At 64.5% G+C, this 24,891-nt stretch carries 26 protein-coding genes; 13 read left to right on the top strand and 13 right to left on the bottom strand.

The annotated features are described in order from the left end of the window. Positions 1 to 7 precede the first annotated feature (7 nt). The 3 genes from BSY239_RS20795 to BSY239_RS20790 form a co-directional block, all read right to left on the bottom strand. The gene (locus tag BSY239_RS20795; RefSeq protein WP_069048488.1) at positions 8 to 1,585 is read right to left on the bottom strand and encodes a cryptochrome/photolyase family protein; all 1,578 of its coding nucleotides are present in this window, start codon (positions 1,583 to 1,585) and stop codon (positions 8 to 10) included. Further along, positions 1,582 to 1,740: a DUF2256 domain-containing protein gene (locus BSY239_RS22255; protein WP_083240100.1), complete on the bottom strand. Its 159-nt coding sequence runs from the start codon at positions 1,738 to 1,740 to the stop codon at positions 1,582 to 1,584. The genes BSY239_RS20795 and BSY239_RS22255 overlap by 4 nt, the downstream gene beginning before the upstream one ends. Positions 1,741 to 1,801: 61 nt before the next feature. Next, positions 1,802 to 2,788, bottom strand: coding sequence for a MerR family transcriptional regulator (locus tag BSY239_RS20790; RefSeq protein ID WP_069048487.1), 987 nt, complete (start codon positions 2,786 to 2,788; stop codon positions 1,802 to 1,804). Between the two features lie 43 nt (positions 2,789 to 2,831). On the opposite strand from BSY239_RS20790, the gene BSY239_RS20785 reads away from it, so the two are divergent. The 9 genes from BSY239_RS20785 to BSY239_RS20745 all read left to right on the top strand — a co-directional run bounded on the left by BSY239_RS20785 (position 2,832) and on the right by BSY239_RS20745 (position 10,996). Then, positions 2,832 to 3,458, top strand: coding sequence for a glutathione peroxidase (locus tag BSY239_RS20785; protein ID WP_083240099.1), 627 nt, complete (start codon positions 2,832 to 2,834; stop codon positions 3,456 to 3,458). Between the two features lie 318 nt (positions 3,459 to 3,776). Further along, positions 3,777 to 5,189 (top strand): NAD(P)/FAD-dependent oxidoreductase, encoded by a 1,413-nt coding sequence (locus BSY239_RS20780; RefSeq protein ID WP_069048486.1) that lies wholly within the window; start codon positions 3,777 to 3,779, stop codon positions 5,187 to 5,189. Next, a complete protein-coding gene (locus BSY239_RS20775; protein WP_069048485.1) occupies positions 5,186 to 6,010 on the top strand; it encodes a DUF1365 domain-containing protein in 825 nt (274 codons plus the stop codon). The genes BSY239_RS20780 and BSY239_RS20775 overlap by 4 nt, the downstream gene beginning before the upstream one ends. Beyond that, positions 6,007 to 7,236 (top strand): SAM-dependent methyltransferase, encoded by a 1,230-nt coding sequence (locus BSY239_RS20770; protein WP_069048484.1) that lies wholly within the window; start codon positions 6,007 to 6,009, stop codon positions 7,234 to 7,236. Before BSY239_RS20775 ends, BSY239_RS20770 begins: the two co-directional genes overlap by 4 nt. A 10-nt stretch (positions 7,237 to 7,246) precedes the next feature. Beyond that, positions 7,247 to 7,807 carry a chalcone isomerase family protein gene (locus BSY239_RS20765; protein ID WP_069048483.1) on the top strand — a complete coding sequence of 187 codons (561 nt, stop codon included), beginning with the start codon at positions 7,247 to 7,249 and terminating at the stop codon, positions 7,805 to 7,807. Continuing rightward, positions 7,804 to 9,147, top strand: a complete 1,344-nt coding sequence (locus BSY239_RS20760) for an MFS transporter (protein ID WP_156775547.1) — start codon at positions 7,804 to 7,806, stop codon at positions 9,145 to 9,147. Before BSY239_RS20765 ends, BSY239_RS20760 begins: the two co-directional genes overlap by 4 nt. 9 nt (positions 9,148 to 9,156) lie before the next feature. After that, on the top strand, positions 9,157 to 9,696 hold the full coding sequence (locus BSY239_RS20755; protein ID WP_069048482.1) for a DUF3833 domain-containing protein: 540 nt from the start codon (positions 9,157 to 9,159) through the stop codon (positions 9,694 to 9,696). Positions 9,697 to 9,779: 83 nt separating this feature from the next. After that, complete coding sequence (locus BSY239_RS20750) at positions 9,780 to 10,559, top strand: SDR family NAD(P)-dependent oxidoreductase (protein WP_069049128.1); 780 nt, start codon at positions 9,780 to 9,782, stop codon at positions 10,557 to 10,559. An 8-nt stretch (positions 10,560 to 10,567) separates the two neighbouring features. Continuing rightward, positions 10,568 to 10,996, top strand: coding sequence for a nuclear transport factor 2 family protein (locus BSY239_RS20745; protein WP_069049129.1), 429 nt, complete (start codon positions 10,568 to 10,570; stop codon positions 10,994 to 10,996). A gap of 6 nt (positions 10,997 to 11,002) precedes the next feature. Here BSY239_RS20745 and BSY239_RS20740 read toward each other — a convergent pair whose 3' ends face one another. Then, positions 11,003 to 11,617, bottom strand: a complete 615-nt coding sequence (locus tag BSY239_RS20740; RefSeq protein WP_069048481.1) for a glutathione S-transferase N-terminal domain-containing protein — start codon at positions 11,615 to 11,617, stop codon at positions 11,003 to 11,005. A gap of 110 nt (positions 11,618 to 11,727) precedes the next feature. On the opposite strand from BSY239_RS20740, the gene purB reads away from it, so the two are divergent. After that, a complete protein-coding gene (gene purB / locus BSY239_RS20735; RefSeq protein ID WP_069048480.1) occupies positions 11,728 to 13,164 on the top strand; it encodes an adenylosuccinate lyase in 1,437 nt (478 codons plus the stop codon). Between the two features lie 52 nt (positions 13,165 to 13,216). Here the strand turns inward: purB and BSY239_RS20730 are convergent, their stop codons facing one another. Then, on the bottom strand, positions 13,217 to 13,618 hold the full coding sequence (locus tag BSY239_RS20730; RefSeq protein WP_069048479.1) for a DUF3717 domain-containing protein: 402 nt from the start codon (positions 13,616 to 13,618) through the stop codon (positions 13,217 to 13,219). A gap of 415 nt (positions 13,619 to 14,033) precedes the next feature. On the opposite strand from BSY239_RS20730, the gene BSY239_RS20725 reads away from it, so the two are divergent. Together BSY239_RS20725 and BSY239_RS20720 are read left to right on the top strand one after the other, a co-directional pair. Beyond that, a complete protein-coding gene (locus BSY239_RS20725; RefSeq protein ID WP_069048478.1) occupies positions 14,034 to 14,759 on the top strand; it encodes a TerC family protein in 726 nt (241 codons plus the stop codon). A gap of 48 nt (positions 14,760 to 14,807) precedes the next feature. Next, positions 14,808 to 15,152, top strand: a complete 345-nt coding sequence (locus BSY239_RS20720) for a phage holin family protein (RefSeq protein WP_069048477.1) — start codon at positions 14,808 to 14,810, stop codon at positions 15,150 to 15,152. 41 nt (positions 15,153 to 15,193) lie between these two features. On the opposite strand, the gene BSY239_RS20715 is transcribed toward BSY239_RS20720, so the two are convergent. Continuing rightward, the gene (locus BSY239_RS20715) at positions 15,194 to 16,894 is read right to left on the bottom strand and encodes a M48 family metalloprotease (protein ID WP_083240097.1); all 1,701 of its coding nucleotides are present in this window, start codon (positions 16,892 to 16,894) and stop codon (positions 15,194 to 15,196) included. Positions 16,895 to 16,952: 58 nt separating this feature from the next. Between BSY239_RS20715 and moaC the strand changes: the two genes are divergently transcribed. Next, positions 16,953 to 17,477, top strand: a complete 525-nt coding sequence (moaC, locus tag BSY239_RS20710) for a cyclic pyranopterin monophosphate synthase MoaC (RefSeq protein WP_069048475.1) — start codon at positions 16,953 to 16,955, stop codon at positions 17,475 to 17,477. A gap of 3 nt (positions 17,478 to 17,480) precedes the next feature. Here moaC and BSY239_RS20705 read toward each other — a convergent pair whose 3' ends face one another. From BSY239_RS20705 to BSY239_RS20675, 7 genes are all read right to left on the bottom strand, one after another. Continuing rightward, positions 17,481 to 18,278, bottom strand: a complete 798-nt coding sequence (locus BSY239_RS20705; protein WP_069048474.1) for a hypothetical protein — start codon at positions 18,276 to 18,278, stop codon at positions 17,481 to 17,483. Between the two features lie 32 nt (positions 18,279 to 18,310). Next, positions 18,311 to 20,014 carry a PglL family O-oligosaccharyltransferase gene (locus BSY239_RS20700; protein ID WP_069048473.1) on the bottom strand — a complete coding sequence of 568 codons (1,704 nt, stop codon included), beginning with the start codon at positions 20,012 to 20,014 and terminating at the stop codon, positions 18,311 to 18,313. 73 nt (positions 20,015 to 20,087) lie between these two features. Then, positions 20,088 to 20,588, bottom strand: a complete 501-nt coding sequence (locus BSY239_RS20695; RefSeq protein WP_069048472.1) for a pilin — start codon at positions 20,586 to 20,588, stop codon at positions 20,088 to 20,090. A 205-nt stretch (positions 20,589 to 20,793) separates the two neighbouring features. Continuing rightward, positions 20,794 to 21,597, bottom strand: a complete 804-nt coding sequence (locus BSY239_RS20690; RefSeq protein ID WP_069048471.1) for an MBL fold metallo-hydrolase — start codon at positions 21,595 to 21,597, stop codon at positions 20,794 to 20,796. Then, complete coding sequence (locus BSY239_RS20685) at positions 21,594 to 23,330, bottom strand: CHASE2 domain-containing protein (RefSeq protein WP_069048470.1); 1,737 nt, start codon at positions 23,328 to 23,330, stop codon at positions 21,594 to 21,596. Before BSY239_RS20685 ends, BSY239_RS20690 begins: the two co-directional genes overlap by 4 nt. Positions 23,331 to 23,409: 79 nt before the next feature. Then, positions 23,410 to 24,039 (bottom strand): FHA domain-containing protein, encoded by a 630-nt coding sequence (locus BSY239_RS20680; protein WP_069048469.1) that lies wholly within the window; start codon positions 24,037 to 24,039, stop codon positions 23,410 to 23,412. Positions 24,040 to 24,084: 45 nt separating this feature from the next. Continuing rightward, positions 24,085 to 24,870, bottom strand: coding sequence for a Stp1/IreP family PP2C-type Ser/Thr phosphatase (locus BSY239_RS20675; RefSeq protein ID WP_069048468.1), 786 nt, complete (start codon positions 24,868 to 24,870; stop codon positions 24,085 to 24,087). Positions 24,871 to 24,891: the final 21 nt, after the last annotated feature.

The following is a 24,891-nucleotide window of genomic DNA, read 5'->3' as shown; positions in this document are numbered from 1 at the left end:
GTTGCGCTTACAAATCGCCGAGGCGGGCCAAGGTCAACACAGCCTGGTCCCGCACGGCTTGCCGTTCGGCTGGCTCCATGCGCTGCAGGTTCTTCACCATCAGCGCGGTGCGGGGGCTCGCTGCGAGTTCGGTCTCGTGGCGGTCCAGAAAGTTCCAGTAGAGCGTGGTCACCGGGCAAGCCTGAGCACCCACACGCAGCTTCGGCTGGTAGCGGCAGCCCTTGCAATGGTCGCTCATGCGGTCGATGTACTGGCCGCTGGCCACATAGGGTTTGCTGGTGAAGCGCCCCCCATCGGCGTAGAGCGCCATGCCGGCCACGTTGGGCAGCTCGACCCATTCGATCGCGTCCACGTAGACCGCGAGGTACCAGTCGGCCACCTGCTGCGGATCGGTTTCTGCGAGCAGCGCGAACTGCCCGGTGAGCATGAGGCGCTGGATGTGGTGCGCATAACCGTGTTCCAGCGTCTGGCCCACAGCGTCCTTCATGCAGGCCATGTGCGTCTGCGCGTTCCAGTACCAGGCCGGCAGCGGGCGCGTGTGGCCGTAGTGGTTGGCGGTCTTCATGCCGGGCATGTCCATCCAGTACACACCACGGATGAACTCGCGCCAGCCCAGCACCTGGCGGATGAAGCCTTCCACACTGGCCAGCGGCAGACCCCGGTCGCGGTGCGCGGCTTCGGCTGCGGCCACCACCTCGCGCGGGTCGATCAGGTGCAGATTCAGCGCCACCGACAGCAGAGAATGCCAGCCGAACGGGGTCTTGGTCCACATCGCGTCCTGGTAGGTGCCGAACATCTCCAGACGCTGATCGACAAAATGCCGCAGCGCCTCACGCGCTTGCTCGGCGGTGACGGGCCAGGCGAAGCTCTTGAGTTCACCCGGGTGGTCGGCGAAGCGCGTCTGCACGAGTGCCATCACCTCGCGCGTGGTGGCGTCGGGCTCGAACTGCGCGGGTGGTGTGATCAGCCCCGGGCCTTGTTTGGGGTAGCTCTTGCGGTTGTCCGCGTCGAAGTTCCATTGCCCACCCACGGGCTCGCCCCCGTCCATGAGCACGCCGTGCTCGCGGCGCATCTCGCGGTAGAAGAACTCCATGCGCCATTCCTTGCGGCCCTGGGTCCAGCGCGCGAAGCGCTGGCGGCTGCAGAAAAAGTGGGTGTCGTCGAAGCTGCGCATGGGCACACCGGCGGCAGCTGCCGTGGCTTCAATATCCTGCTGCAAGCGCCACTCGCCCGCCTCGCACAGCCACAAGGCCTGCGGCCGGAGTTCGGTCAACACGTGTCGCAGCCGCGCGGCCAACGAAGCGGTGGCGGGCTGGTCCAGTGCGGCGTCGTCCAGGTTCACGTAGCGCAATGGGTGGCCCTTGCGCACCAGCACCTGCTGGAAGTGCCGCATGGCCGAGAGGAACAACGCGATGCGGGCATTGTGGCTCCACACGTGGCTGGCTTCGCCGGGCGCTTCGATCATGAGCACCGCGTCTTGCGCAGGGTCGAAGCCGGCCAGGGCCGGGTTGTCCAGCCAGAGCTGGTCGCCCAGCACCAGCACCAGCCGGCGCAAGGGCCTCGGCAAAGTTGTCGGTCGGTTCATGAAGATTTCTTGGGAGATTCGCCGCGGCAACGTTCGCTGCAGTACTTCACCTGATCCCAGCTGCGCGCCCACTTCTTGCGCCAGGTCATCGGTCGTCCGCAGGCGGCGCAGGGTTTTTGCGGCAGAGCAGCCTTGTTGCCTTTGAATCCGCTCATGGGGTACCTTCGCCCTGCGGGCTGCGGTGCGAGCTTGCTTGGGAACGGCCCGGCGCTGCGCTCATGTGGCGCTTGCCCATGCCAGGGCTTGGGCACGCCAGCGGGCCACGCCCACCGGAATATCCTGCAGGCGCGCCATGGGCCAGAACACCGGGCCCGCACCGGGGGCGCGGCCGCGTTGCGGTTTGAGCAGCGCCGGGCACTGGCCACCGGCCCAGATTTCAACCCGCGCTGGCAAACGCTCGCGCAGCTGGTCGAGCGCGGCGCGCACCTCGCGCGGGTTTTGCGCGGCGGTGAAGCCCAGCGCCACGATGTCCGCGCCGCTGGTGGCCGTGGCGGCCACGATGTCGGGCAGCGGCGTCTGCACGCCCAGCGGAATGGTGTGGCAGCCCTCCATCACCATGAAACATTCGGCCATGAGCAGGCCCAGCCCGTGCACCTCACCCGGCAGCGTGGTGAGCAAAATGCGCGGCGGCGCGGGTGCGCGGGCCTGCGTGAGCTGGCCCAGCGCCTGGCGCAGCACCGACTGCACGATCTCGGTGTAGAGGTGTTCTTCGTACACCGCCAGCCGTCCTTCCAGCCAGGCCTGGCCGACCTGCACGTTCAGCGGCGCCACACAGTCGGTGATCAGGCGGGCCAGGCCGCGCTCCATCAGCGCCTGGGCCAGGGCCTGGCGCAACCCGTGGGCGTCCTGGCGGCGCAGCATGGGCAGCCACTGCGCCAGCGCCGGGCACTCCACGTCGCTGGCGGCGGGCGCGCGCGCTTGAATCCGCTTGCCCGGGCGCTGCGTATCCAGTGCAACGAGTTCGGCCAGCGGCAAGGCCACCACGCCCCCGGGCCGGTGGCCTGCGTCGATGAGGCGGCGGATGTGGCGCAGGCGGATCAGCTGTTCGTTGTCGTACTGCCGCTCGCCCAAGGCGTCGCGCGCGGGCATGGGAAAACCATAGCGCCGCTCCCACACCCGCAGCGTGTCTTTGGACAGACCGGTGTCGCGTTCGACGTCGGCGATGGTGTGCCCGGCAGGGGTTTCGGAGCTTGAGCTTGTCATGGACAAATAATCCAATGTTTCACCAGATTATGGAGTTCTTGTCATGAAGTCAGCGCTTGTCCACGGCAATCACCGTGGTTTCACCCGATGGGCCGCCGGCTGCGTGGTTGTCGGCAGCGCGCTGCTGGGTCCGGCGGTGCAGGCGCAGGCGCCTGGTTCCGCGGTCACCGCAGCCACCGCCGCCTGCCCGGCGCTGCTGCAGCACCGGTTCGATCGTTTGCAGGACGAAAAGCACCAGTCGTTGTGCCAGTACAGCGGGCAGGTGGTGCTGGTGGTCAACACCGCCAGCTTCTGCGGTTTCACCGGCCAGTACGAAGGCCTGGAGGCGCTGTATGCCCAATACAAGTCGCGAGGCCTGGTGGTGCTGGGCTTCCCGGCCAACGACTTCGGCCGCCAGGAACCGGGCAACAACCAGGCGATTGCCGACTTTTGCGAAAACACCTTCGGCGTGAAATTCCCGATGTTCAGCAAGTCCAGCGTGGTCGGTCGCGAGGCCAACCCACTCTACAAACAGCTCGCTCAAAAGACCGGCGAGACCCCGCAATGGAACTTCCACAAGTACCTGATCGGGCGCGACGGGCAGACCGTGCGCAGCTACCCGAGCACCCTCGATCCGAAAAACCCTTCATTTGTGAAGGATATCGAACGATTTCTGTCGACCAAATCGTGACTGATCAGTCACAATAAAACCGTTTAGTCTATTTTGACCACTTTGATCCCCATGCACACCCCCCTGTCCGACCGGAATCCCAGCCCCCGAGCACCCGTCCGGAACTTTTTCGAGCGTGTTTTTCTCTCAGTGGTCGGGCCGGTTTCAACGCCGGCCCCCGAATTTGTTTTTGCACTGCGAAGCCTGTCCGGTCCTTGTGATCGGGCTGAAATCCCGAGGCGCTTCTCCTCCTCCTCCCTCCCTCCCTTGTTCGTTTCGGGGCGCTTCGCAGGCTTTTGTATCCCGACCAGCACCGCTGGCTCCCACTGAGGTCCGACGATGTTCACGGACCTCCCCAGCACCCCGCACCTCAGCGCCAACCGCACACCACGCGTGGCCATCGTCGGCTCCGGCATCTCGGGCCTGGCCGCCGCCCACGCCCTGCAGGGCCTGGCCGACATCACGCTCTTTGAAGCGGGCGACTACTTCGGCGGCCACACGCACACGGTCGACATGACCTTGCCGAACGCGCAAGGCGTGGCCACCACCTTTGGTGTGGACACCGGTTTTCTGGTGCTCAACGAACGCACCTACCCCAACCTGCTGGCCTTGTTTGCGCAACTCGGTGTGCCCATTGCCAAGTCCGACATGTCGTTTTCGGTGCAGGCACCGGGTGCCGCGCCGGGCGGTGGGCCGCTGGAGTGGAGCGGCTGCAACCTCTCCACCGTGTTCGCCCAGCGCCGCAACCTGGTCAACCCGCGCTTCCTGCGCATGCTGGCGGACATCGTGCGCTTCAACCGCGTCACCACGAAGCTGGCCGAGCAGGGCGAAGACCTGCGCGAGAACAGCCCGCTGTTGCAACCGCTGGGTGACTTTCTCAAGGCGCAACGCTTCTCCGACGAATTCCGCGACTGGTACTTCCTGCCCATGATGGGTTGCATCTGGAGCTGCCCGACCGACCAGATGCTGGCCTTCCCGGTGGCCACCATGGTCCGCTTCTGCCACAACCACGGCCTGATCCAGGTGACCAACCGCCCGCAGTGGTACACGGTGGAAGGCGGCGCGCGCCAGTACGTGCAGAAGATCACCGACAACATCGCCGACAAGCGCCTGAACACCCCCGTGCAGCAAGTGCTGCGCGATGGCCAGGGCGTGCGCGTGGTCACCGAAGGCCACGTCGAGCGCTTTGACGCCATCGTGCTGGCCTGCCACAGCGACCAGGCCTTGCGCCTGCTCGGTGGTCAGGCTTCGGCGGATGAACGCGAGGTGCTCGGCGCCATCCGTTACCAGCCCAACCTCGCGGTGCTGCACACCGACAGCTCGGTGCTGCCCAGGAGCGAACTCGCCTGGGCCGCCTGGAACTACGAGCGCGCGCCGAGCCGAGGCGTGGAATCGGCCCAGGTCTGCCTGCACTACCTGCTCAACCGTTTGCAGCCGCTGCCGGTGGCGCAGCCGGTGGTGGTGTCGCTCAACCCGCAGCGCGAGATCGCAGCGAAACATGTGGTGGGCGAGTACGCCTACGACCACCCGGTGTTCGACCTGGCCGCCATCCGCGCGCAAGCCCGCGTGCCCGCCATGCAGGGCAAGCTCAACACGTACTTTGCGGGCGCGTGGACCGGCTACGGCTTCCACGAAGACGGCTTGAAGTCGGGTCTGCACGCGGCACGCTCGCTGATCGATGCACACCAACTGGTGCCCACGACCCAGCGGGAACAAGCCCAGCGCGCGGCCCTGCCTGGAGTGTTTGCGTGAGTTCGCCATCGGTCGCACAGATCGGCTTCGGCCAGGTGCGCCACACGCGCCACCGCCCGCAGCGCAACGCCTTCACCTACCCCACCTATTTCCTGATGCTGCCCATGCGCAGCCTGCGCCTGCACGGCCCTGGAGAGCTCGCACGCAACCGCCGCGCAGCGCTCAGCTTCAACGACGCCGACCACGGCGACGGCCGCGCCGACAGCCTGCAGTGGCTCGACGACTTGCTGAACCAACACGGCATTGATGACGCAGCTGGCGAGGTGTGGCTGCACACCTACCCGCGCGTGCTGGGCTACACCTTCAAACCGGTGAGCTTCTGGTACTGCCACCGCCTGGACGGCACGCTGCGCGCGGTGCTGGCCGAGGTGAACAACACCTTCGGCGAGCGCCACTGCTACCTGCTCGACGCGCCGCACTACGGCCAGCCGACCGAAGCGAGCAAGGTGTTCCACGTGTCGCCGTTCTGCCCGGTGCGCGGGCGTTACCGCTTTGTCTTCATGCGTGCCGATGGCGCCACGCCGCGCACCGTGGCGCGCATCGACTATTTCGACGACTTGAGCGGCGACGCCGACAGCGAGCCCCTGCTCAACACCAGCGTGAGTGGTGAACTGCAGCCGCTGAACGCGCGCAGCCTGCGCCGCGCGTTGTGGTCCTACCCCGCCATGACCTTCGGTGTCATGGCCCGCATCCACTGGCAGGCCGTGCGCCTGTGGATCAAACGCGCGCCCTTTTTCCGCCAGCCGCCCGCCCCGGGCGACTTTGTCACCGCCGCCTCCTTGCCGGCCTCTCCCGTGAACGCCGAACACAGCCACCCATGAACAGCTCCACCGCCTCCACCAGCCCCGCCGGTTTTTCGCTGCCGCGCAACGCCCCCGCCGCCGCCCGCACCACACTGCAACTGCTCCAGCGCCTGGTGCACGGCAGCCTCACACTGCAATTGCCCGACGGCTCGGTGCAGCGCTTCGGCCAGGTCGAGGGCCAGCACGCGAGCATGAAGCTCAACAACTGGAACGTCTGCTCTGCCTCGCTCAAGTCGGGCGACATCGGCTTTGCCGAAACCTACATTGCCGGCGACTGGACCACATCGAACCTGCCCGCGCTGCTCTCGCTGATGGTGGCCAACCGACGCGAAGTGGAAGACGTGATCTACGGTTCGTGGCTTGGACGTTTCGCCTACCGCGTCAAGCACCTGCTCAATCGCAACAGCAAGACCAACAGCCGCAAGAACATCCACGCCCACTACGACCTGGGCAACGCGTTCTACGGCCTGTGGCTGGACGACACGATGAACTACTCGTCGGCGTGGTTCGAAACCCCCGACCAGGCCATGGAAGCCGCGCAACACGCCAAGGTGCGCCGCGCGCTGCGCATGACCGATGTGAAGCCGGGTGACCGCGTGCTGGAGATCGGCTGCGGCTGGGGCGCGCTGGCCGAAAAGGCCACCACCGAGTTCGACGCGCACGTCACCGGTGTCACGCTGTCCACCGAACAACTGGAATTTGCCAACGAGCGCATGCAGCGCCTCGGCCGCGCCGACCGGGCCGACCTGCGCCTGCAGGACTACCGCGACATCTCCGACGCCCCGTTCGACGCGATCTGCTCGATCGAGATGGTCGAAGCCGTGGGCCGGGAGTACTGGCCGACCTACTTCCAGACGGTGTCGCGCCTGTTGAAACCCGGTGGCAAGGCCTGCGTGCAGAGCATCGTGATCGACGACGAACACTTCGAGCGCTACATCAAGGGCACCGACTTCATCCAGCAGTACGTGTTCCCCGGCGGCTGCCTGCCGTGCCCCCGCGAGTTCCGCGCCCAGGCCGCCAAGGCCGGTCTGGAAGTGGTGGACGAATTCGCATTCGGCCAGGACTACGCACGCACACTGGCCATCTGGCGCGAGCGTTTCCTGCACGAGCAGGAACGCGTGCTGCAGCTCGGCTTCGACCAGCGTTTCCTGCGCATCTGGGAGTTCTACCTGGCGTACTGCGAAGCCGCGTTCGAGCAGGGCAGCACCGACGTGGTCCAGTACACCTTGCGCAAGCCGGTTTGAGGGCCACACCATGAAGCGTGCTGCCCTTTCATTCGCATTGGCCCTTGGCTGTCTGGCCAGCGTTCCTGCGGGCGCACAGGCGCCCGAGCCCACGCTCAGCGCAGCCTTGCAGGACAAGACGACCGTGGGCAAAGCGCGCCTGCGCTACTGGGGCTTCGACGTGTACGACGCCAGCCTGTGGGCGTTGCCCGGCTTCGACATCGGCCGCTTCGAGAACCAGCGCTTCGGTCTGGAGCTGGCCTACCTGCGCGACTTCAAGGGCGCGGACATCGCCGAGCGCTCCATCGACGAGATGAAAGGGCTGGCCACCATCGAGCCCGCCCAGGCCACGCGCTGGACGCAGGCCATGAGCAAGCTGTTTCCCGACGTGAAGCGCGGCGACCGCATCACCGGTGTGCATGTGCCCGGCAGCGGTGCGCGTTTCTACTTGAACGGCAGGCTGCTCGGTGAGGTGGCGGACGATGCGTTTTCCCGCCTGTTCTTCGGCATCTGGCTGTCACCCAAAACCTCGCAGCCGCGCATGCGCGAGAACTTGATCCAGAACATCGCCGGCGCGACGCGCACGCCATGAACACCGCTGCGGTCGCGCCGCTGGATCCAGCCAGCGACTTCATGGGCGCGGGCGCCTGGCGCCGCGGCCTGAGCTACGGTCTGCTCGGCCTGCCGCTGGCGTTTGTGGCGCTGCCGCTGTACGTGATCCTGCCCAACCACTACGCGCGTGAATTCGGTGCGCCGCTGGCCTTGCTGGGTCTGGTGTTGCTGGCCGCGCGGCTGGTGGATGCGGTGCTCGATCCCATCATCGGCCGCTGGTGCGACCGCCTCTTTGCGCGCTCGATCGCGGCCGTGCTCGGCGCCTCCGCGGTGTCCGCCGTGGTGCTCGCGCTCGGCCTGTGGGGCCTGCTGTTTCCACCCGCCGGCGTGCGTGAAGCCGGCACCACGGTGTTGCTGGCCTGGGCCGGGTTGCTGATGGCCATCACCTACACCGCCTACAGCGTGGTCGCAGTGGCTCACCAGTCCTGGGGCGCGCGCCTGGGTGGCAACGAGGCGCAACGCAGCCGCGTGGTGGCGTGGCGCGAAGGCTTGTCGCTGCTGGGCGTGCTGATCGCTGCCGTGCTGCCCGCCACGCTGGGTCTCGGCGCCACCGTCTCCACCTTCGCCGTGTTGCTCACGCTGGGCTGGTGGGCCTGGAGCCGATCGGCCACACCCATCGCCCTGAAGACCACCGGACCCGCCATGAGCCTGGGCCCATCGCCTTTGCGTCAACCCGCGTTTCTGCGCCTGCTCGCCGTGTTCGTGATCAACGGCACCGCCAGCGCTGTGCCCGCCACGCTGGTGCTGTTCTTCGTGCAGGACCGCCTGCAGGCCTCGCCCTCGGTGGAGCCCGCGTTTCTGGCCACCTACTTTCTGTGCGCGGCGCTGTCCATCCCGCTGTGGGTGCGGCTGGTCGCGCGCATCGGCCTGGCACGCACCTGGCTGCTGGGCATGGCGCTGGGGGTGGCGGTGTTCATCTGGGCCGCCACCCTGGGCGCGGGCGATGTGATGCCCTTCCTCGTCGTCTGCGCGCTCTCGGGCATTGCCCTGGGCACCGACCTCACCCTGCCCAGCGCCATGCTCGCCGGCCTCATTGGCCAGCTTGGCGAACGTGGCCAGCGCGAGGGCGCCTACTTCGGCTGGTGGAGCTTCGCCACCAAGCTCAACCTGGCCCTGGCCGCCGGCCTGGCCTTGCCGCTGCTGGCGCTGTTCGGCTACGAGCCCGGCGCGCGCGACCCGGCCGCGCTGCAAACCCTGACCATCGCCTATTGCCTGCTGCCCTGTGTGCTCAAGCTGCTGGCCGGCGGTGCGCTCTACGCGCTCGTGATCCGGCCCGAGCAACGCGCCGGCCTCACCCCCCAAACCTCCCTTCCTTCCTGAGACCACCCCATGCAAAGACGACTCTTGCTCGCCGCCGGCATCACCTCCGCCGTCGCACTCGCTGGTTGCGCCGGCCCGCAGATCGGCCAGTACGCGAGCGAAAAGCCGGTGCTCGACCTGCGCACCTATTTCAACGGCACGCTGGACGCCTACGGCGTGTTCACCGACCGCTCGGGTGCGGTGGTCAAGCGCTTCACCGTGGTGATGGTCTGCACCTGGAACGGTGACGACGGCGTGCTGGACGAAACCTTCAACTACAGCGACGGCACCACCGGCAAACGCATCTGGCGCATGAAGCACCTGGGCAATGGCCGGTTCAGCGGCACCGCGGACGACGTGGTGGGCACCGCGCTGGGCGAACAAAAGGGCAACGCGTTTCGCTGGGGTTACACGCTGCTGTTGCCGGTGGACGGCAAGACCTACGAAGTGCAGTTCGACGACTGGATGTACCTGATGGACCAACGCGTGATGCTCAACAAGGCGGAGATGAGCAAGTTCGGCGTGCGCCTCGGCGAGGTCACGCTGTCGTTCGTGAGGCGCACATCATGAGCACGCCGCGCGCCTTCGTCGATGCGCCGACGCAAACAGCTGCCGTGGCCGCTGCACCGAGCGGCTTCTCGCTGTTCAAACCCATGAACCCACCCATCACCGACTGGCGCGGCCTGCGCGTGTGGCTGGTGGGGGCTTCCAGCGGCATTGGTGAGGCCACTGCCTCGGCGCTGCACGCGCGCGGCGCGCAGGTGCTGGTGTCGGCGCGCAGCCACGAAGCACTCGACCGCTTTGTGCTGAACCACCCACCGCAACACGGTGTGACGGCACAGGCCTGGCCGCTGGACGTGACGGATGCGGATGCGGTCACCGCCACCACCCGCGAGATCCTGGCGCAGGGGCCCCTGGATCTGGTGGTCTATTGCGCCGGCCACTACCGCGAGATGCGCGCCACCGAGATGGACATGGCCGACCTCAAGCGGCACATCGACATCAACTACCTCGGCGCGCTGCACGTGCTGGACGCCATCGTGCCCGCCATGAGCGCGCGCGGCCGGGGCCACATCAGCCTCATCAGCAGCGTGGCGGGTTTTCGCGGCCTGCCCAAGAGCCTGGCCTACGGCCCGACCAAGGCGGCACTCACCAACCTTGCGGAAAACCTTTACCTCGATCTGGGCCCGCTGGGCGTGGGCGTGAGCGTGGTGCACCCCGGCTTTGTGCAGACACCGCTGACGGCACAGAACGACTTCACCATGCCCGCGCTCATCACGCCGCCGCAGGCCGCGCAAGCCATGATCGACGACTGGGGCCGGGGCGTATTCGAAGTGCACTACCCCAAGCGCTTCACGCGCTGGATGAAGCTCATGCGCCTGTTGCCCTACCGCGCCTACTTCCCGGCGGTGCGCCGCGCAACCGGCCTGTGAGCGAAAACATGCGTGCGGCAGTGGACCGCCTCTGCGCGTACTTCGAAACGATCTCGCCGCAGTCGGTGGTACGCATCGGCGAGTTCTACACAGCCGACGCACGCTTCAAGGACCCGTTCAACGAAGTGCACGGCATCCCCGCGATCGAGCAGGTGTTTGCCCACATGTTCGAGAGCCTGCACGGACCACGCTTCGTGGTCACCAGCCGCATCGTGGACGGCACGCAGTGCTTTCTGGTGTGGGAGTTCCGTTTCCACTTCAAACGCTTCGACACCACCACCGAACAGGTGGTGCGGGGTGGCTCGCACCTGGTGCTGACAGCCGACGGCCTGGTCAGTGACCACCGCGACTACTGGGACGCGGCGGAAGAGCTCTACGAAAAACTGCCCGTGGTGGGCAGTTTCATGCGCTGGCTCAAACAGCGCGCCAACAACTGAGCAGACTCAATCAGGCTTCGTGTCGACGAAGCTCGGGCGCTGGTTGAGCTTTTCAGCCAGACGCGCCAAGTTGGGGTACGGCGTGCGCCAGTCGATCACCGGGAAACGGAAATCGAGGTAACCCAGCGCGCACCCCACAGCCACGTCGGACAGGCTGATGTGGATGCCCGAGCAGAAGGGCTTGTCGCCCAGTCCCTGGCTCATGCTCTTCAGGCTCGCTTCGATCTTGCCGATCTGGCGGTCAATCCAGGCGGTGCAACGCTGCTGGTCGGTACGCCCGGCCCAGGTGGATTCGAGGCGGGCCAGGATGGCGGCATCGAGCAGGCCGTCGGCCAGCGCTTCCCAGGTTTTCACCTCGGCGCGCTCGCGGCCTTGCGACGGGATCAACTTGCCCACCGGGGACAACGTGTCGAGGTATTCCACGATCACGCGCGAGTCGAACACCGCTTCGCCGCCTTCCATGACTAGGCAGGGCACTTTGCCCAGCGGGTTGGAGGTGGTGATCTGCGTGTCAGCCGACCAGACGTCTTCCTGGATGAAGTGGTAGTCCAGCTTTTTCTCGGCCATGACGACACGCACTTTGCGCACGTAAGGGCTGGTGATGGCGCCGATGAGTTTCATGAAGGGCTGGAGAGTGAAGACGGTTGCCCGTGGGAACGCGATTTTAGCCAGCCCGGCCTTCGGTCCGACTGACAAGGCCCATTGAAAGCCCCGCCTCCTACAATCACCGGATGCGCCCCACCACCCCATCGGCTTCCGCCTCCACACCCTCTGCCGCCGCTCCTTCTGCGGCCTTGTCTGCCATTTCCGCTCTGTCCCCGCTGGACGGCCGCTACGCCGGCCGCCTGGGCCAGCTGCGCCCGTTCATGAGCGAACTGGGCTACATGCACCGCCGCGTGCAGGTTGAAATCGCATGGTTCATCGCCTTGTCCGATGCGGGCCTGACCGAATTCAAGCCGCTGTCACCCGGCGCGCGAACCTACCTCATGGGCCTGGTGAAAAACTTCAGCGAAGCCGACGGTCAGGCCATCAAGGACATCGAGAAGATCACCAACCACGACGTCAAGGCGGTGGAGTACTGGATCAAGTCGCGCTTTGAAGCGCGGCCCGAGCTGGAGAAAGCCGCCGAATTCGTGCACTTCGCCTGCACCAGCGAAGACATCAACAACACCAGCCACGCGCTGCAGCTCAAGGGCGGTCGCGACGCCGTGCTGCTGCCCTCGCTGGACGCCGTCATCACCAAGCTGCGCGAGATGGCCCACGCGTTTGCCGCCGTGCCCATGCTCAGCCGCACCCACGGCCAGACCGCCAGCCCCACCACGGTGGGCAAGGAAATCGCCAACGTGGTGGTGCGCCTGGCCGCCGCGCGCGAGAAGATCGCCAGCGTGAAACTGCTGGGCAAGATGAACGGCGCGGTGGGCAACTACAACGCCCACCTGAGCGCCTGGCCCGACTTCGACTGGGAAGCCTTCAGCCGCAACGTGATTGAACAGCCCGAGCCGCTCGGCCTGGGCCTGACCTTCCAGCCCTACAGCATCCAGATCGAGCCGCACGACTACATGGCCGAGCTGTTCGATGCGATCGCACGCACCAACACCATCCTGATCGACCTCTCGCGCGACATCTGGGGCTACGTGAGCCTGGGTTACTTCAAGCAGCGCCTGAAGGCCGGCGAGATCGGCTCGTCGACCATGCCGCACAAGGTCAACCCGATCGACTTCGAGAACGCCGAAGGCAATCTGGGTCTGTCGAACGCGCTGTTACGCCACCTCAGTGAAAAGCTGCCGATCAGCCGCTGGCAGCGCGACCTGACCGACTCCACCGTGTTGCGCAACATGGGCGTGGCCCTGGGCTACGCGGTGCTGGCCTACCACTCCATGGGCGTGGGCCTGGGCAAGCTGGAGATCAACGAAGAAGCGCTGGCCGACGACCTCGACAACGCCTGGGAAGTGCTGGCCGAGCCGATCCAGACCGTGATGCGCCGCTACGGCGTGTCGGGCGCCTACGAAAAGCTCAAGGAAGTCACGCGCGGCAAGACGGTGACCGCAGAAGCCCTGCACGAGATGATCCGGGGCCTGGAGATTCCCGAGTCGGAAAAGGTCCGTCTGCTGGCCATGACGCCCGGCAGCTACACAGGCAAGGCTGCCGAGCTGGCCAAAAGGGTCTGAAACAAGGGCCCCCGCGCCGCGCCTTGGGGCGGCCCGGGGCTGGCTCGGTGTTTTACCTCGCCCGTTCCGCGTAGCGGTTGAAGCGCCAGGCGTCGTCTTCGATGGTGATGCGGCGCCACGTGGCGCGCTTCTCACCGGGCGACATCTCGGTCCAGCGCTGCACCTCGTCAAAGAGGCGGCCGCAGCCTTTGCAGACCTCATCACCTTGGCTGGTGGAGCAAATGGCAATGCACGGCGTGTCGGGCGTGGTGTCGTACCAGGCCAGCCAGGCTTCGCGCGCGGCGGCGGGCAGGGTGGCCTCGTCGGCTTCGGATTCGTGGAGATACACCATCAGCGCATACACCTCGGCCAAGGCCCGCGTGGGCTTGGGCAGGGACACACCGTCGGGCGAGGGCGCACGTTCGCGCCAGAAATTGATCGCGGCTTCGATGTCGGTGATGTGAATGCCGGCCATGGGTGGGTTTCTTGAGGGAGGCCGATCATAGCCAGATCGGCCCCCCTCCTCGGGCCCCGACGGGTGATGGCGCCGCAGGCGCTGTGGGAACTGCGTATCGCGGCAAAGCAGCGCAGGCCAGTACAATCGCGGGCTTCGAAGGGGAGTAGCTCTCCGTTCCATCGCCAAGGCCCGTGGCCCGCACCGCTGGACATTCGGTTTGTCGTCAATACGAAGCCTCTGGCTTCCGGCAACCCGGGCCTGGTGACCCCGTCACTGTGTCGAGCAAGACCTTTGATGGACTCACCGCGGGTCGATCAAGGCACTGTCCTCCCCTTTGTACGCGCAGCAGCGCCCGCAGGCGAGAACGACAGCGCCGGTCGATCACGAGATGTCCCATGCCTTGCTCTTTTGAACAAACGACAACGAGGAATTTATGGATTTCCTGACTTCGCCGGCCTTCTGGATCGCCCTCGGGCAGATCATCATGATCGACATCCTGCTCGGCGGCGACAACGCGGTGGTCATCGCGCTGGCCTGCCGCAAGCTGCCGCCCGCGCAACGCACCAAGGGCATCATCTGGGGCACCGCCGGTGCCATCGTCCTGCGCGTGATCCTGATCTTCTTCGCGATGACGTTGCTGGCCCTGCCGTGGCTCAAGTTCATCGGCGCGCTGCTGCTGGTGTGGATCGGCGTCAAGCTGCTCGCGCCTGACGAAGACGGCCACGGCGATCTGGCCACCAGCGACAAGCTGCTGGCCGCCATCAAGACCATCATCGTGGCCGACCTGGTGATGAGCGTGGACAACGTGATCGCCATCGCCGGCGCAGCGCAGAACGCAGGCGAACACCAGATGCTGCTGGTCGTGCTGGGTCTGCTGATCTCCATCCCGATCATCGTCTGGGGCAGCCAGCTGGTCATCAAGCTGATGGCACGCTTCCCGATGATCATCACCGCCGGCGGCATGCTGCTGGGCTGGATCGCTGGCGGCATGCTGGTGTCCGACCCGGTGCTGGCCAACCCCGACCGGTGGCAGTGGATGCTCAAGCTGCCGCAGAACGACATGATCAAGTACGGCGCTTCGGTCGCTGGCGCCCTGATCGTGCTGGTCATCGGCAAGTACGTGGCGTCGCGCCAGGCCAATCCTGCCCAAGCGCACTGAACCAGGCTCTCCCCGAAGCGCCTTCGGGGCCGCTGCTATGCTGATCGGATGAAACTCATCCTCAAATGGCTGCTCGCAGCCTGCGCCCTGTTGCTGGTGGCCTACCTGTACCCTGGCGTGCAGATCCAGAGCTTCACCGCCGCGCTCATTGCCGCGGCGGTGATCGGTCTGTTCAACGTGGTGCTGCGCCCGGTGCTCGTGATCCTCACGCTGCCAGTGACGGTGATCACGTTGGGTCTGTTCCTGTTCGTGATCAACGCGCTGCTGTTCTGGGCGGCTGCCAGTCTCATGGACGGCTTCGGCGTCAACGGCTTCTGGGCCGCCATGCTGGGTTCGCTGATCTACTCGGCGCTCATGCTGGTGGTGGACGCGGCGGTCAAAGCCATTCTCTGAGCCTGACACCACGCTCCGCCGCTGCGCGGGTTGCTTCCGACTCAGCGCTTGCTGTCTTCCTCTTCGCGCACGCTCTCGCGCAGCAACACCTCCACATCGCGCCGGCGGCTGTCGACGATGGCCATCTCCATCGAATCGGCACTGCGCTCGGCCACGGGCAAGGATTGTGCGGCCCGGAAACGGTCGACCGCACCCGAATAGTCGAGGTGCGCGACCCGCGCTTCCGCTTCGGCCCGCACAGCACGCAACGGCTGGCCCTGTACCTGGTAGGCCCGGGCCAGGGTCTGCCAGGCCAGCGCGTCTCGCGACTGCAGCACCACCCAGCTTTGCAAACGGCTCACCGCGCGCTGCGGCTGACCCGAGGCAATGGCCGCCTGAGCACCCAGCATGACGGCGGCTCGCGACGCGCCCGCCAGAGACCTGTCGCGCAACTCGGCCAGCAAGGCGGTCTGCGCCGGCGTGGCAGGGCTGGTGGAGGGCGACAGAAGCAACTCCAGCATCAAGGCATCGGCCGCAAAGCGGGCGTCGGGCGCCACCGTGTCGCGCAGCTTTTGTGCCAGTTCCAAAGCCTTGTCTCGCTGGCCCAGGCGCAGCGCCGACAGCGCCGCCGCGTAGCGTTCACCCGGCCTGGCAGTGGGCCCTTGGCCCACCTGCAACCAGCTGCGCATGCGATCGGGTCCGTTTTCTGCCAACACCCTCGCACGGGACGACATCAAGGTGTGCAACTCCACGCTCGGCCCTGGCCGGCCGGCAGCCACGGGAGCCGCAGCGGTTCCCGGGCGAACCCCGGGCAGGTCCAGATTGAGAATCGAGGGCGCCGGCGCAGGAGAAGCCACGAGGTTGGCAGCGGGCGCCTGGGTTGCCATCGGACCTTGAGGCAAGCGCGCCCGCATGTCGGCGATGCGCTCGCCGCTCAGCGGGTGGCTGCGCAAGTAGGGGAATGAGCCGTCGTCGTTCAGGCGCGAGGCCTGTTGCAACTTGTCGAACATGCTCACAAATCCCTGGGCATCAAACCCCGCGCCCGAGAGCACGCCGAAGCCCACGCGATCGGCTTCGCGCTCCATGTCGCGCGAGAAATTCAGCTGCGTTTGCGCCGCAGCCGCTGTGCCGCCGGCGATGGCGGCGCTGGCCACCTGCGCGTTCGACCCAGCCGCCAAAGCACCCAAAATCATCGCGCCCATCATCCAGGGCGCCATGCGTTCCTCGCGCGACATCAGGCGAGCGATGTGCCGTTGCGACACGTGGCTGAGCTCGTGCGCAAGCACCGACGCCACTTCCTCAGGCCGCTCGGTCACCGCCAGCAGCCCCAGGTTCACGCCCAGGTAACCACCCGGCAAGGCAAACGCGTTGACCGTGCGCTCACGCGAAATCATCAACTCCCAAGCCATGCGCTCGGCCAGCTCGGGCGGAACGTCCCCCCGCGCGCGAGCCGAACCCAGCAGGGGCTGCCAGAGCGCCTGCAAGTAATCGACGAGCAAGGGGTCGTCGAGGTAGTCGGGGTCCTGGTAGATGGAACGCGCAATGCGGTCGCCCAGCCGGCGCTCGGCCGAAATCGAGATGCCCTCCCCGCCACCCAGGCTGGGCAACGCCGATGTGTTCGCAGGATCGGACACCACCTGCGCGCTGGACAGCGAAACCGGCAACAACGCCGAAGCTGCCACAACCACCGCGCAGGCCCACGGCACAGGTCGGCGAACCGAGGGAGAAGTCTTGATCAACGCGGACAAGGGTGTGAAACGCATCGCCGTATGATGCCGCCAAGCCGCCCCGGTTCAGTCAAGCCCACGCAAAACACACCCGATGTCCGTTACAAACCAGCCCCCTTCAGACGCCGCAACCAGCCCGCTCACCCACTTTGACACGCAAGGCCAGGCCCACATGGTCGATGTGGGCGACAAGGCCAATACCCGCCGTATCGCCGTGACCGAAGGCCGCATCACCATGCTGCCCGAAACCCTGACACTGATTCAGGCTGGCAACGCCAAAAAAGGCGACGTGCTCGGCATCGCCCGCATCGCCGGCATCCAAGCCGCCAAAAAGACCAGCGACCTCATCCCCCTGTGCCATCCGATTGCTCTGACCCGCGTGGCGATCGAATTCGAGATCGAACCGGACACCCACAGCGTGCTCTGTCGCGCCACCGCCGAATGCACGGGTCAGACTGGTGTGGAAATGGAAGCCCTTTCAGCCGTGTCGGTGGCTTTGCTCACGATCTACGACATGTGCAAGGCGGTGGACCGGGGGATGGTGATTGGGGGGGTGCGGTTGATGGAGAAGATGGGGGGGAAGAGTGGGCGGTTTGTGGCGCACACGGCGGAGCAATGAAGGTCAAGGGACCGCGAAGGCATCGCCTGGCAAGTAGCCCAAGACAGACCCCTGCCGGTCAAGAATGGCAATCCAATATTGCCTGCCGACTACCGGCAAGAACAGTGCTTCCTCAATTCCGATCCGATGCGCGTCAAGAACAGCCTTGGCGTCTTGGACCGTCTGCGGGTAGTGATCGACGAAGCGGCTGAGTTCAAGAGCCCTATGCGAGGCCCCTTGGAAGTACGTGGCGCTATATTCAACATAAAACTCCGGACGCTGAGAAAAGTCTCGACCGCCCACCACGGCCTCCATCATGACTTTGGTGCGCTCATCGTTGTCCCGCGCTGGACGTGTCCCAACAAGAACTGGGCCAGCCAGCGATTTGGGCTGGAGCTTTCGCGGCAGACTGGCGATCGCCGAGACGACGTCCGCGCCCAAGTAATCTGCACGCGAGATGACCCTGAAACGATCCACCTCATGCACCAGAAACAAAGGGCGTGCTTGCCACGCCGTGTGCAAACCGTAGCCCAGTGCAATTAGTTGAATGACAACAACAAAACTCAGGTCACGCACCAACTCAGCCACGGGTTTGCGACGATCAAAGAGCACCATCGTTAGAACCGGACCACAGACAAGATCGACGCCCACCAGAAGTAAGAAAAGCTCCCGCCCCCCGGCTACGTAGGCGTAAGGGTACGGATACCACACCGCTATCACTAGTGCAGCAGCGAGACTGGCCACCACAAAAGTAGCAAGTAAGTGCACTCCACCCGCTGGCAGAGCACCGACAACACGCCTGTACAAAATTCCTGAATCCATCGCCTGTTTTTGTCTGAAAGGGCCACCGTCCTTTAAGGTAGCCCTGAAAGATCCACATTCGCGATACGCGCATCTCTCGCGGAGGCTATTGCCCAATCTTTTTTCACCTGCTCACACACGATGCGCGAAAAAACCGCGCACAACCCAAGCAGTTGCACAGTCGCAGCCTCTGAATGTCCCGACATGGCAAGGAGAAGCGCGTATTTGTAGCGGAACGAAGGGTAGGGGTAACGCTCTGCAACGTCCTGGACCCATTGCAGGTCTGAAGGAGAGGAATGGGTTAAAGGAGAATACCTTTGCAGTTGCATCATCCCCTGCAACTGATCAAGAAGTCGGGGCTGTACCAAGCTCTCGGTCCGGGCTCCTTCAATGCGCGCCTCTACGAACTGCTGCTCGCGCCAGTCTTCTTCAAAGGGCAAGTAGTCCCTTGTGACAACCAACAGCATGGCAACAGTTGCAAAGCTGGCACCAACGACGACCAAGCGTCCTCGACCGTACAACTTCGTTCTTTCTATTTGTGCCGCTGGCTCCGTTGCTGCGGTGACAACTCCCATCCAGAAACTTGTTGGCACAAGAAAATATGCGTAGGTGATAGGGAATTCGACCATCGAATGGCCAAAAACGATACAGACAGCCATCAGCGACAAAAATGCGTTGGCATCACGACAGCGCTGCAAGCATTTGAACAACCACCACACGAGGAGAAGCGTGCAAAGGATTGCCACTGGGAAACCTAGCCAGATTACGAGATCAAGTACTACGTTATGGGTATTGAAGAATATGTCCGTAAGTCCGGGGTGATCCTCTGCAACACGAAACTGCGCCGCACCGATTTGACCCCAGCCATATCCCCACAAAGGCTCCAACATGGCAGCATCCAAGAAGGCACGCCAAGCCAAGATACGCAATTGCGTTTGTCCTAGGCGCTCAACTGCTGCCCCCGTATCTGCCAGCACAAGCCATACTTCGATCGCTGGCATGGCATAGCTCAACGCGAAAAAGAAGAGCACAAAAGTGCCCAGGAAAGTGAGCTTCAGCCGAAGTCCACAGCGAGCCTTGGCCCAAGCAACGACTGGAACAAACCAGGCAATCGCCAGCCAAACGGAGCGTGATCCCGTAAGTACCGTACCGATTAGAAGATATACGAGCGCCAAACATGCCGTGGGTGTACTTAACCACTTCTTTTCCCAACCGTACCACACGCCAACGATTGCCAACAGAAGTAGGCTAGCAAGGTGATTGGGCTGCGCCAAATTGGCAAACGGGCGCCCTCCTGGTGGTAGGTCTGCAATGAAAATACCGCTCAGCCCAAGATCGAGCCATTGATGAGCCGCCATCCCTACTGACACGATTGCCGCAGCGATCAGTGCCAACCACAAGGGCTTCAGAAGCTCATCGTGTTCTGCGGTGGTATTGGCACGCTGTGAAATCGCATAGCCGGCGAGCATCGCCCAAACGGCAGCCATCAAATAGAGGGCATGCACCCAAGCATCCCCCCCATACGGGATGAGACCGAACGCCCACTGCAAAAAGGGAGTCACCGCGAGAACCAGGAAAAGCCAAGTCAGCCATGGGACGCGCTGAACTTTGCATGCAGCCCAAATACCTAAAGGCACTAGCGCGACTGCCGCCAGCGCCTCTTGGTGAAAACTCAGCCATGGCGAGTAGTGATTTGGCAATAGAAAAGCCAAGCACAAGAAGAGGCTCAACCATGCCAGGGGCAGCGATGCAGACATTCGGATGCCTATTGACGAAAACAAAAAGGGGCGCGTGAACACGCGCCCCTTCCAACTCAGAACCAACCAGGGATCAGGCTCCGCGGCATGAGCCAGGGAGGTACTTTGTCGACATGCCGTTGGTCGCGCCTGGGCCACACACCCACTTGAACACAGTAGCGCCCACGTCCGTGTTGACGAGTACTGCGGTGTCGCTCTTGTACGGCGTCAACGTCACCGTTTTGCTGGCAGCATCCTTCAAGTCGGCAGCGGCGCCAGTGGTCACCGTCACCAAGCCTGCTTCGGTGGTCACGATCGACAGTACATATTTGCTGGGAGCACTGGCAGCAGAGCCAGCAATGTTCTGCTCACAACCCCACCCGTTGGCAGCGGGCAGCGTGGCTCCGTTCGCAGTTTGAACGGTCTCCGTGATGCTGGTACGGCACTGAGAAGCGGCCAACACCACTTCGGACACCTTGGCACGGATGGTGTAGTCTTGGTAAGCCGGCAGAGCCACAGCAGCCAGAATACCGATGATGGCCACCACGATCATCAGTTCGATCAGGGTGAAACCTTTTTGCATGGAACGCTTCATGGAAAAAACTCCTTGGGGGTTTGGGTTGGGAACGCATGTCTATGAGCAGACGGCGTGCCAACCGGAACTGGGGTGTTTTTTGCGGCCTATTTCACGCTTAACCGCCCCACAGTGACGGTTTGTGACATCTGGGTCGGTTCTTGACCGACATTTTTTGTCACCCCGGTCGGCTTCGACCGTTTTTGTCACCCAATTTCTGCCCTTGTCAGAGGTCGAACGTCTGCCCTGCGCTCAGCCAGCGAATGTCGTGGCGGGTGCTGTCTGCACCGGTCGGCACATCGTCGAAACGGCGGATCTCGTCCATGATCAGGCCGGTTTCGGCGGGCTTGGTGTGGGTGATGTAGATGGGGTAGTGCTGGCTGGGGTCGATGTGCGCCAATTCCTCGGCGAGCAGGCCCGGCGCAAGATGCAGACTGCGTTGGGCCAGGGCCTCTTCGCGGTCGCTGAAGGCGGTTTCGATCACCAGCAGGGCCACGGGCAACTGGTTAACGCGTTTCCAGAAAGCGGGGTTGCGGCCGGTGTCGCCGCTGAACACCCAGTGGCCCGACGGCGTGTTGGCGGCGAAACCAACCGCGGGCACGGTGTGCACCGCCGGCAGCACTTCAATCGCCTTGCCACACACCTGCAGCACCTCGCCCACAGCAATGGGCACAAAACGCATGAGTGGGCGATCGGCACTGGGGATGGCCGAGAAATCGGGCCAGATCAGGTTGTTGAAGATGTGGGCCTTGAGTGCGGCGATGGTGCCGGGCAAGGCGTGCACCTGCAAGGGCTGTGCGCCTGCCGAGAGCCTGCGCGCGGCCACGGCATCGAGCATGAGGGGCAGCGAAGCCACGTGGTCCAGGTGCGAATGGGTGAGCAGCACGTGGTCGATCTGCGCCATCTCGTCCAGGGTGAGGTCGCCCACGCCGGTGCCTGCGTCGATCAGCACGTCGTGGTCGAGCAGGAACGAGGTGGTGCGGCAGCCGTGGGCAATGGCTCCTGAGCACCCCAGCACGCGGACTCTCATGGACTCTTTGACATGGTGTGGCCGGTGGAACCGGTCCGGGATGGCGGAGCTTGAAGCGAATCGAGGGTCGCTGCGCCGTCCCAAGCAGGATCGAGCGGCAACAACCTGCGTGAGGCTACTCTGTCGACATAAAGGCGGTAAAGGACTTTTTTGGCATTTTGCCGCTGGAGGTTGAGCAGATGGACATCGCACGCATCCCAGTCTTGCGCGCGCCACGCTCGCAGGGCTTGTTGCCATTGGCGCAGTTCGTCTCGCAGGTCGGTTGCCAACTCGCCGCTCGCACCCAGTGGGGCGTAGATGGGACTGGGCGGTTCCCCCGCCGTCAAGCACAGGCGGTCGAGCTCTTGCCAGACGAGGCCGGGTTGTCGCTGCCGGTCTTGTTCAAATGCGATCTGATCCACTCCGTAGATGGCGCAGAGCTTGGCCAGAAGCGGCTTCGGGAGCCCAACTGGACCGCGCTCCGCCCAGAACCGGAGGGTCAGGCCAACTGCGGCCGTGAGCAGAATCATCAACACGGAGCCCGCCAACGGCAGCACCAGGCCGTGGCGGACCTGCAGCCAGCTGTTGAGCACGATCACCAGGGCGAGGAGTGTGGTGCCCAGCGCTGCGCCGGACCAGACGCCCAGGACCGGCAACAACCAGATGAGCAAGAGGCTGGCAGCCACCAGTACCAGCATCTCGTAGCCCAAGGCGTAGTCGGGCTTCACCGGCAAGTGTCCGTCGAGCAGGCCGGTGATCAGGTTGGCGTGGGCTTCCACGCCCGGGTAATTGGCGCCCACGGGCGTGAGGCGCAAGTCTTTCAGGCTGGGGGCGGTCGTGCCCATCAGAACGATCCTGCCTTCCAGTCGAGCAGGGGGCACGCGCCCCGACAGGAGATCGACGGCCGAGACATAGGTGAACGAGCCGCCTTCGGGGCCGCCAGGCCCCCGATACGGTACAAGTGCGGAAACGCGCTCGTCCACGGGAATCGCGAGTGTCTGCCCGTCGTGCTGCAGACGCAGGCTCTCCAGACCACTCTGGCGGCGGCTCATCATGAGCCCGTTGGCGAAACCAGGCTCGACCGGCGGCGCGCCCAGCACGCGGCGGAAAACCGCAAGCGCCAACGACTCGTAGGTCTGTCCCTGGTGCTCGGCCAGCATGGGCACCGAACGCACCACGCCGTCGCTGTCGGGCAAGGCGTTGAAAGCGCCGGCAGTCGGCGCGGCCAAGGCCAGTTCAAGCAGGTTGGATTCAAACGCGTCCCAGCGTGTGATGCGCACCGGACGGCCGTACAGCACTTCGCCGCCCATCACCGGCGCAGGCAGCACCCCCTTGTTGATGGCGCCGGGTACGTTGCTGAAGAAGTAGCCCAGGACCACCGGGCGATCGCGCAGCGCGGTGGCCAGGGCGGCATCGCCGCCGGGTTGCGGGTCGGGCTTGGGGAACACGATGTCAAAGCCGAGCACGGCGATCTTTTGCTGCTCGAACAGCGTGTCCACCAGGCGCGCCAGCTGCGCGCGCGGCCAGGGCCAGGGGCCGATGGCGGCAAGGCTTCGCGAATCGACGTCAACGATCACCACCCGCGGCTCCTGTGTGCCGGGCATGGTGGCCCTCAGGCGCAAGTCGTAGGCGGAGTTGTCGAGTCGGTGGAGTGCGTTGGTGGGGACAAACCCCAGAGCGTGCAGCGCCGCCAACATCAGCGGGACAAGCATGAGCAGGACGCGCAGACTGCGCTGTTTCAGTGTCTGCGGCATGACGGGCTGGGCGGATGGCCTGAGACCGAGATGGTCAGGCGCCGCCGGGGTTCGTGGAAGGCGGGAGGCCTGTTCGGGCTTACTGCTGCACGAACTGCATCTTCGTCCCGGCCAGCTCCAGCATGTCGCCGTGGCGCAGGTTCACCGCGTCGGTACCGATGGGGCTGCCGTTGATGGTGGGCTTTTGCACACCCTCGACCATGGCCACCACAAAACCGTGGGGGCGGCGGGTGATGGCAGCAACCGCCACACCGGGCTTGCCGATGGTGGTGACCACTTTCACCAAGGGCACTTCGCGACCAGCTGCGGTGCCGGACATGACTTTGATGGCGGCGTTGGCCACCACCATGGCCACCGTGGGCTCGGGTGGAACCACCGCGCCGGCACTGATCACCATCGTCTTTTCGTGGCTCTCGTTGGCGCCTTCGTGAACGAACTTGATCTTGTACTTGCCGATCTCGACCGTGTCGCCGCTTTGCAGCTGCTGCTTCTTGATCGCCTTGCCGTTGACGTAGGTTCCGTTGGTGCTGTTGAGGTCTTCCAGGAACACGTCGCTGCCGGACATCTGCATGACGGCGTGTTCACCACTGACGGCCAGGTTGTCGATCACGATGTCGTTGTACGGACGGCGACCCAACGTGGTGCGGTCTTTGGTGAGCTGCACTTCCTTGATGACAACACCGTCGATGGAAACGATCATTTTCGGCATGGCCGACTCCTCTGGAACCTGTAAATCTGTTGGTCTGACACGAAATCACTTACCCAGCATGCGCGAAAGTAGGCCTTTGCGCACCGGTTTCGAACGAGCATACGCCAGTATCACCGATATGTTGTCCCGCCCCCCGGCATCGTTGGCAGCGTCCACCAGGGCCTGGGCTTTTTCCTCGAGTGTGCCCGCCGTCACGAGTATCGCGGCGATGCGCTCGTCGCTCATCATGTCGCTCAAGCCGTCCGAGCAAAAAAGGTAGAGATCCTCGTCCTCGACCCGGTATTCGTTGACTTCGAGCAACACCGTGTCTTCCACGCCGAGCGCGCGGGTCACGAGGTTCTTGTGGGTGGCGTACTGAGCCTGCTCCAGCGAAATCAGGCCGGCATCGATCTGCTCCTGCAACAGCGAATGGTCGCGCGTGATCTGCAGGAAGTTGCCCTCACGCAGGCGGTAGCAGCGCGAGTCGCCCACGTGCCCGATCATGGCGCGCGCGTCCAGGAACACACCCATGACGAGGGTGGTGCCCATGCCCGCGTACTGCGGGTTGGAATTGGCGGCGTTGAAGATGGAGCGGTTGGCGTTGTCGATGCAGATTTCCATGGCGCGGCGCAGTTCGCGCACGCTGGCCTCATTGCCACCTTCAGCCATCCACCGCCCCAGCTCTGTCTTGATGAAGGTGGTGGCCATGGCGCTGGCGACTTCGCCGGCGTTATAGCCACCCATCCCATCGGCCAGGACCGCAATCTGGTTCTCCGCGTCCAGCGACACGGAGTCCTCGTTGTTGTCCCGAACCAGTCCCGGGTCGGTCAGACAAAAATACTCAAAATTCATAGAGTTCAAGTTATACTCGCA

Source organism: Hydrogenophaga sp. RAC07 (assembly GCF_001713375.1).
Lineage (GTDB): Bacteria > Pseudomonadota > Gammaproteobacteria > Burkholderiales > Burkholderiaceae_C > Hydrogenophaga.
Note: the sequence above shows the minus strand (reverse complement) of the source record. Positions and strands in the feature narration are given on the sequence as shown.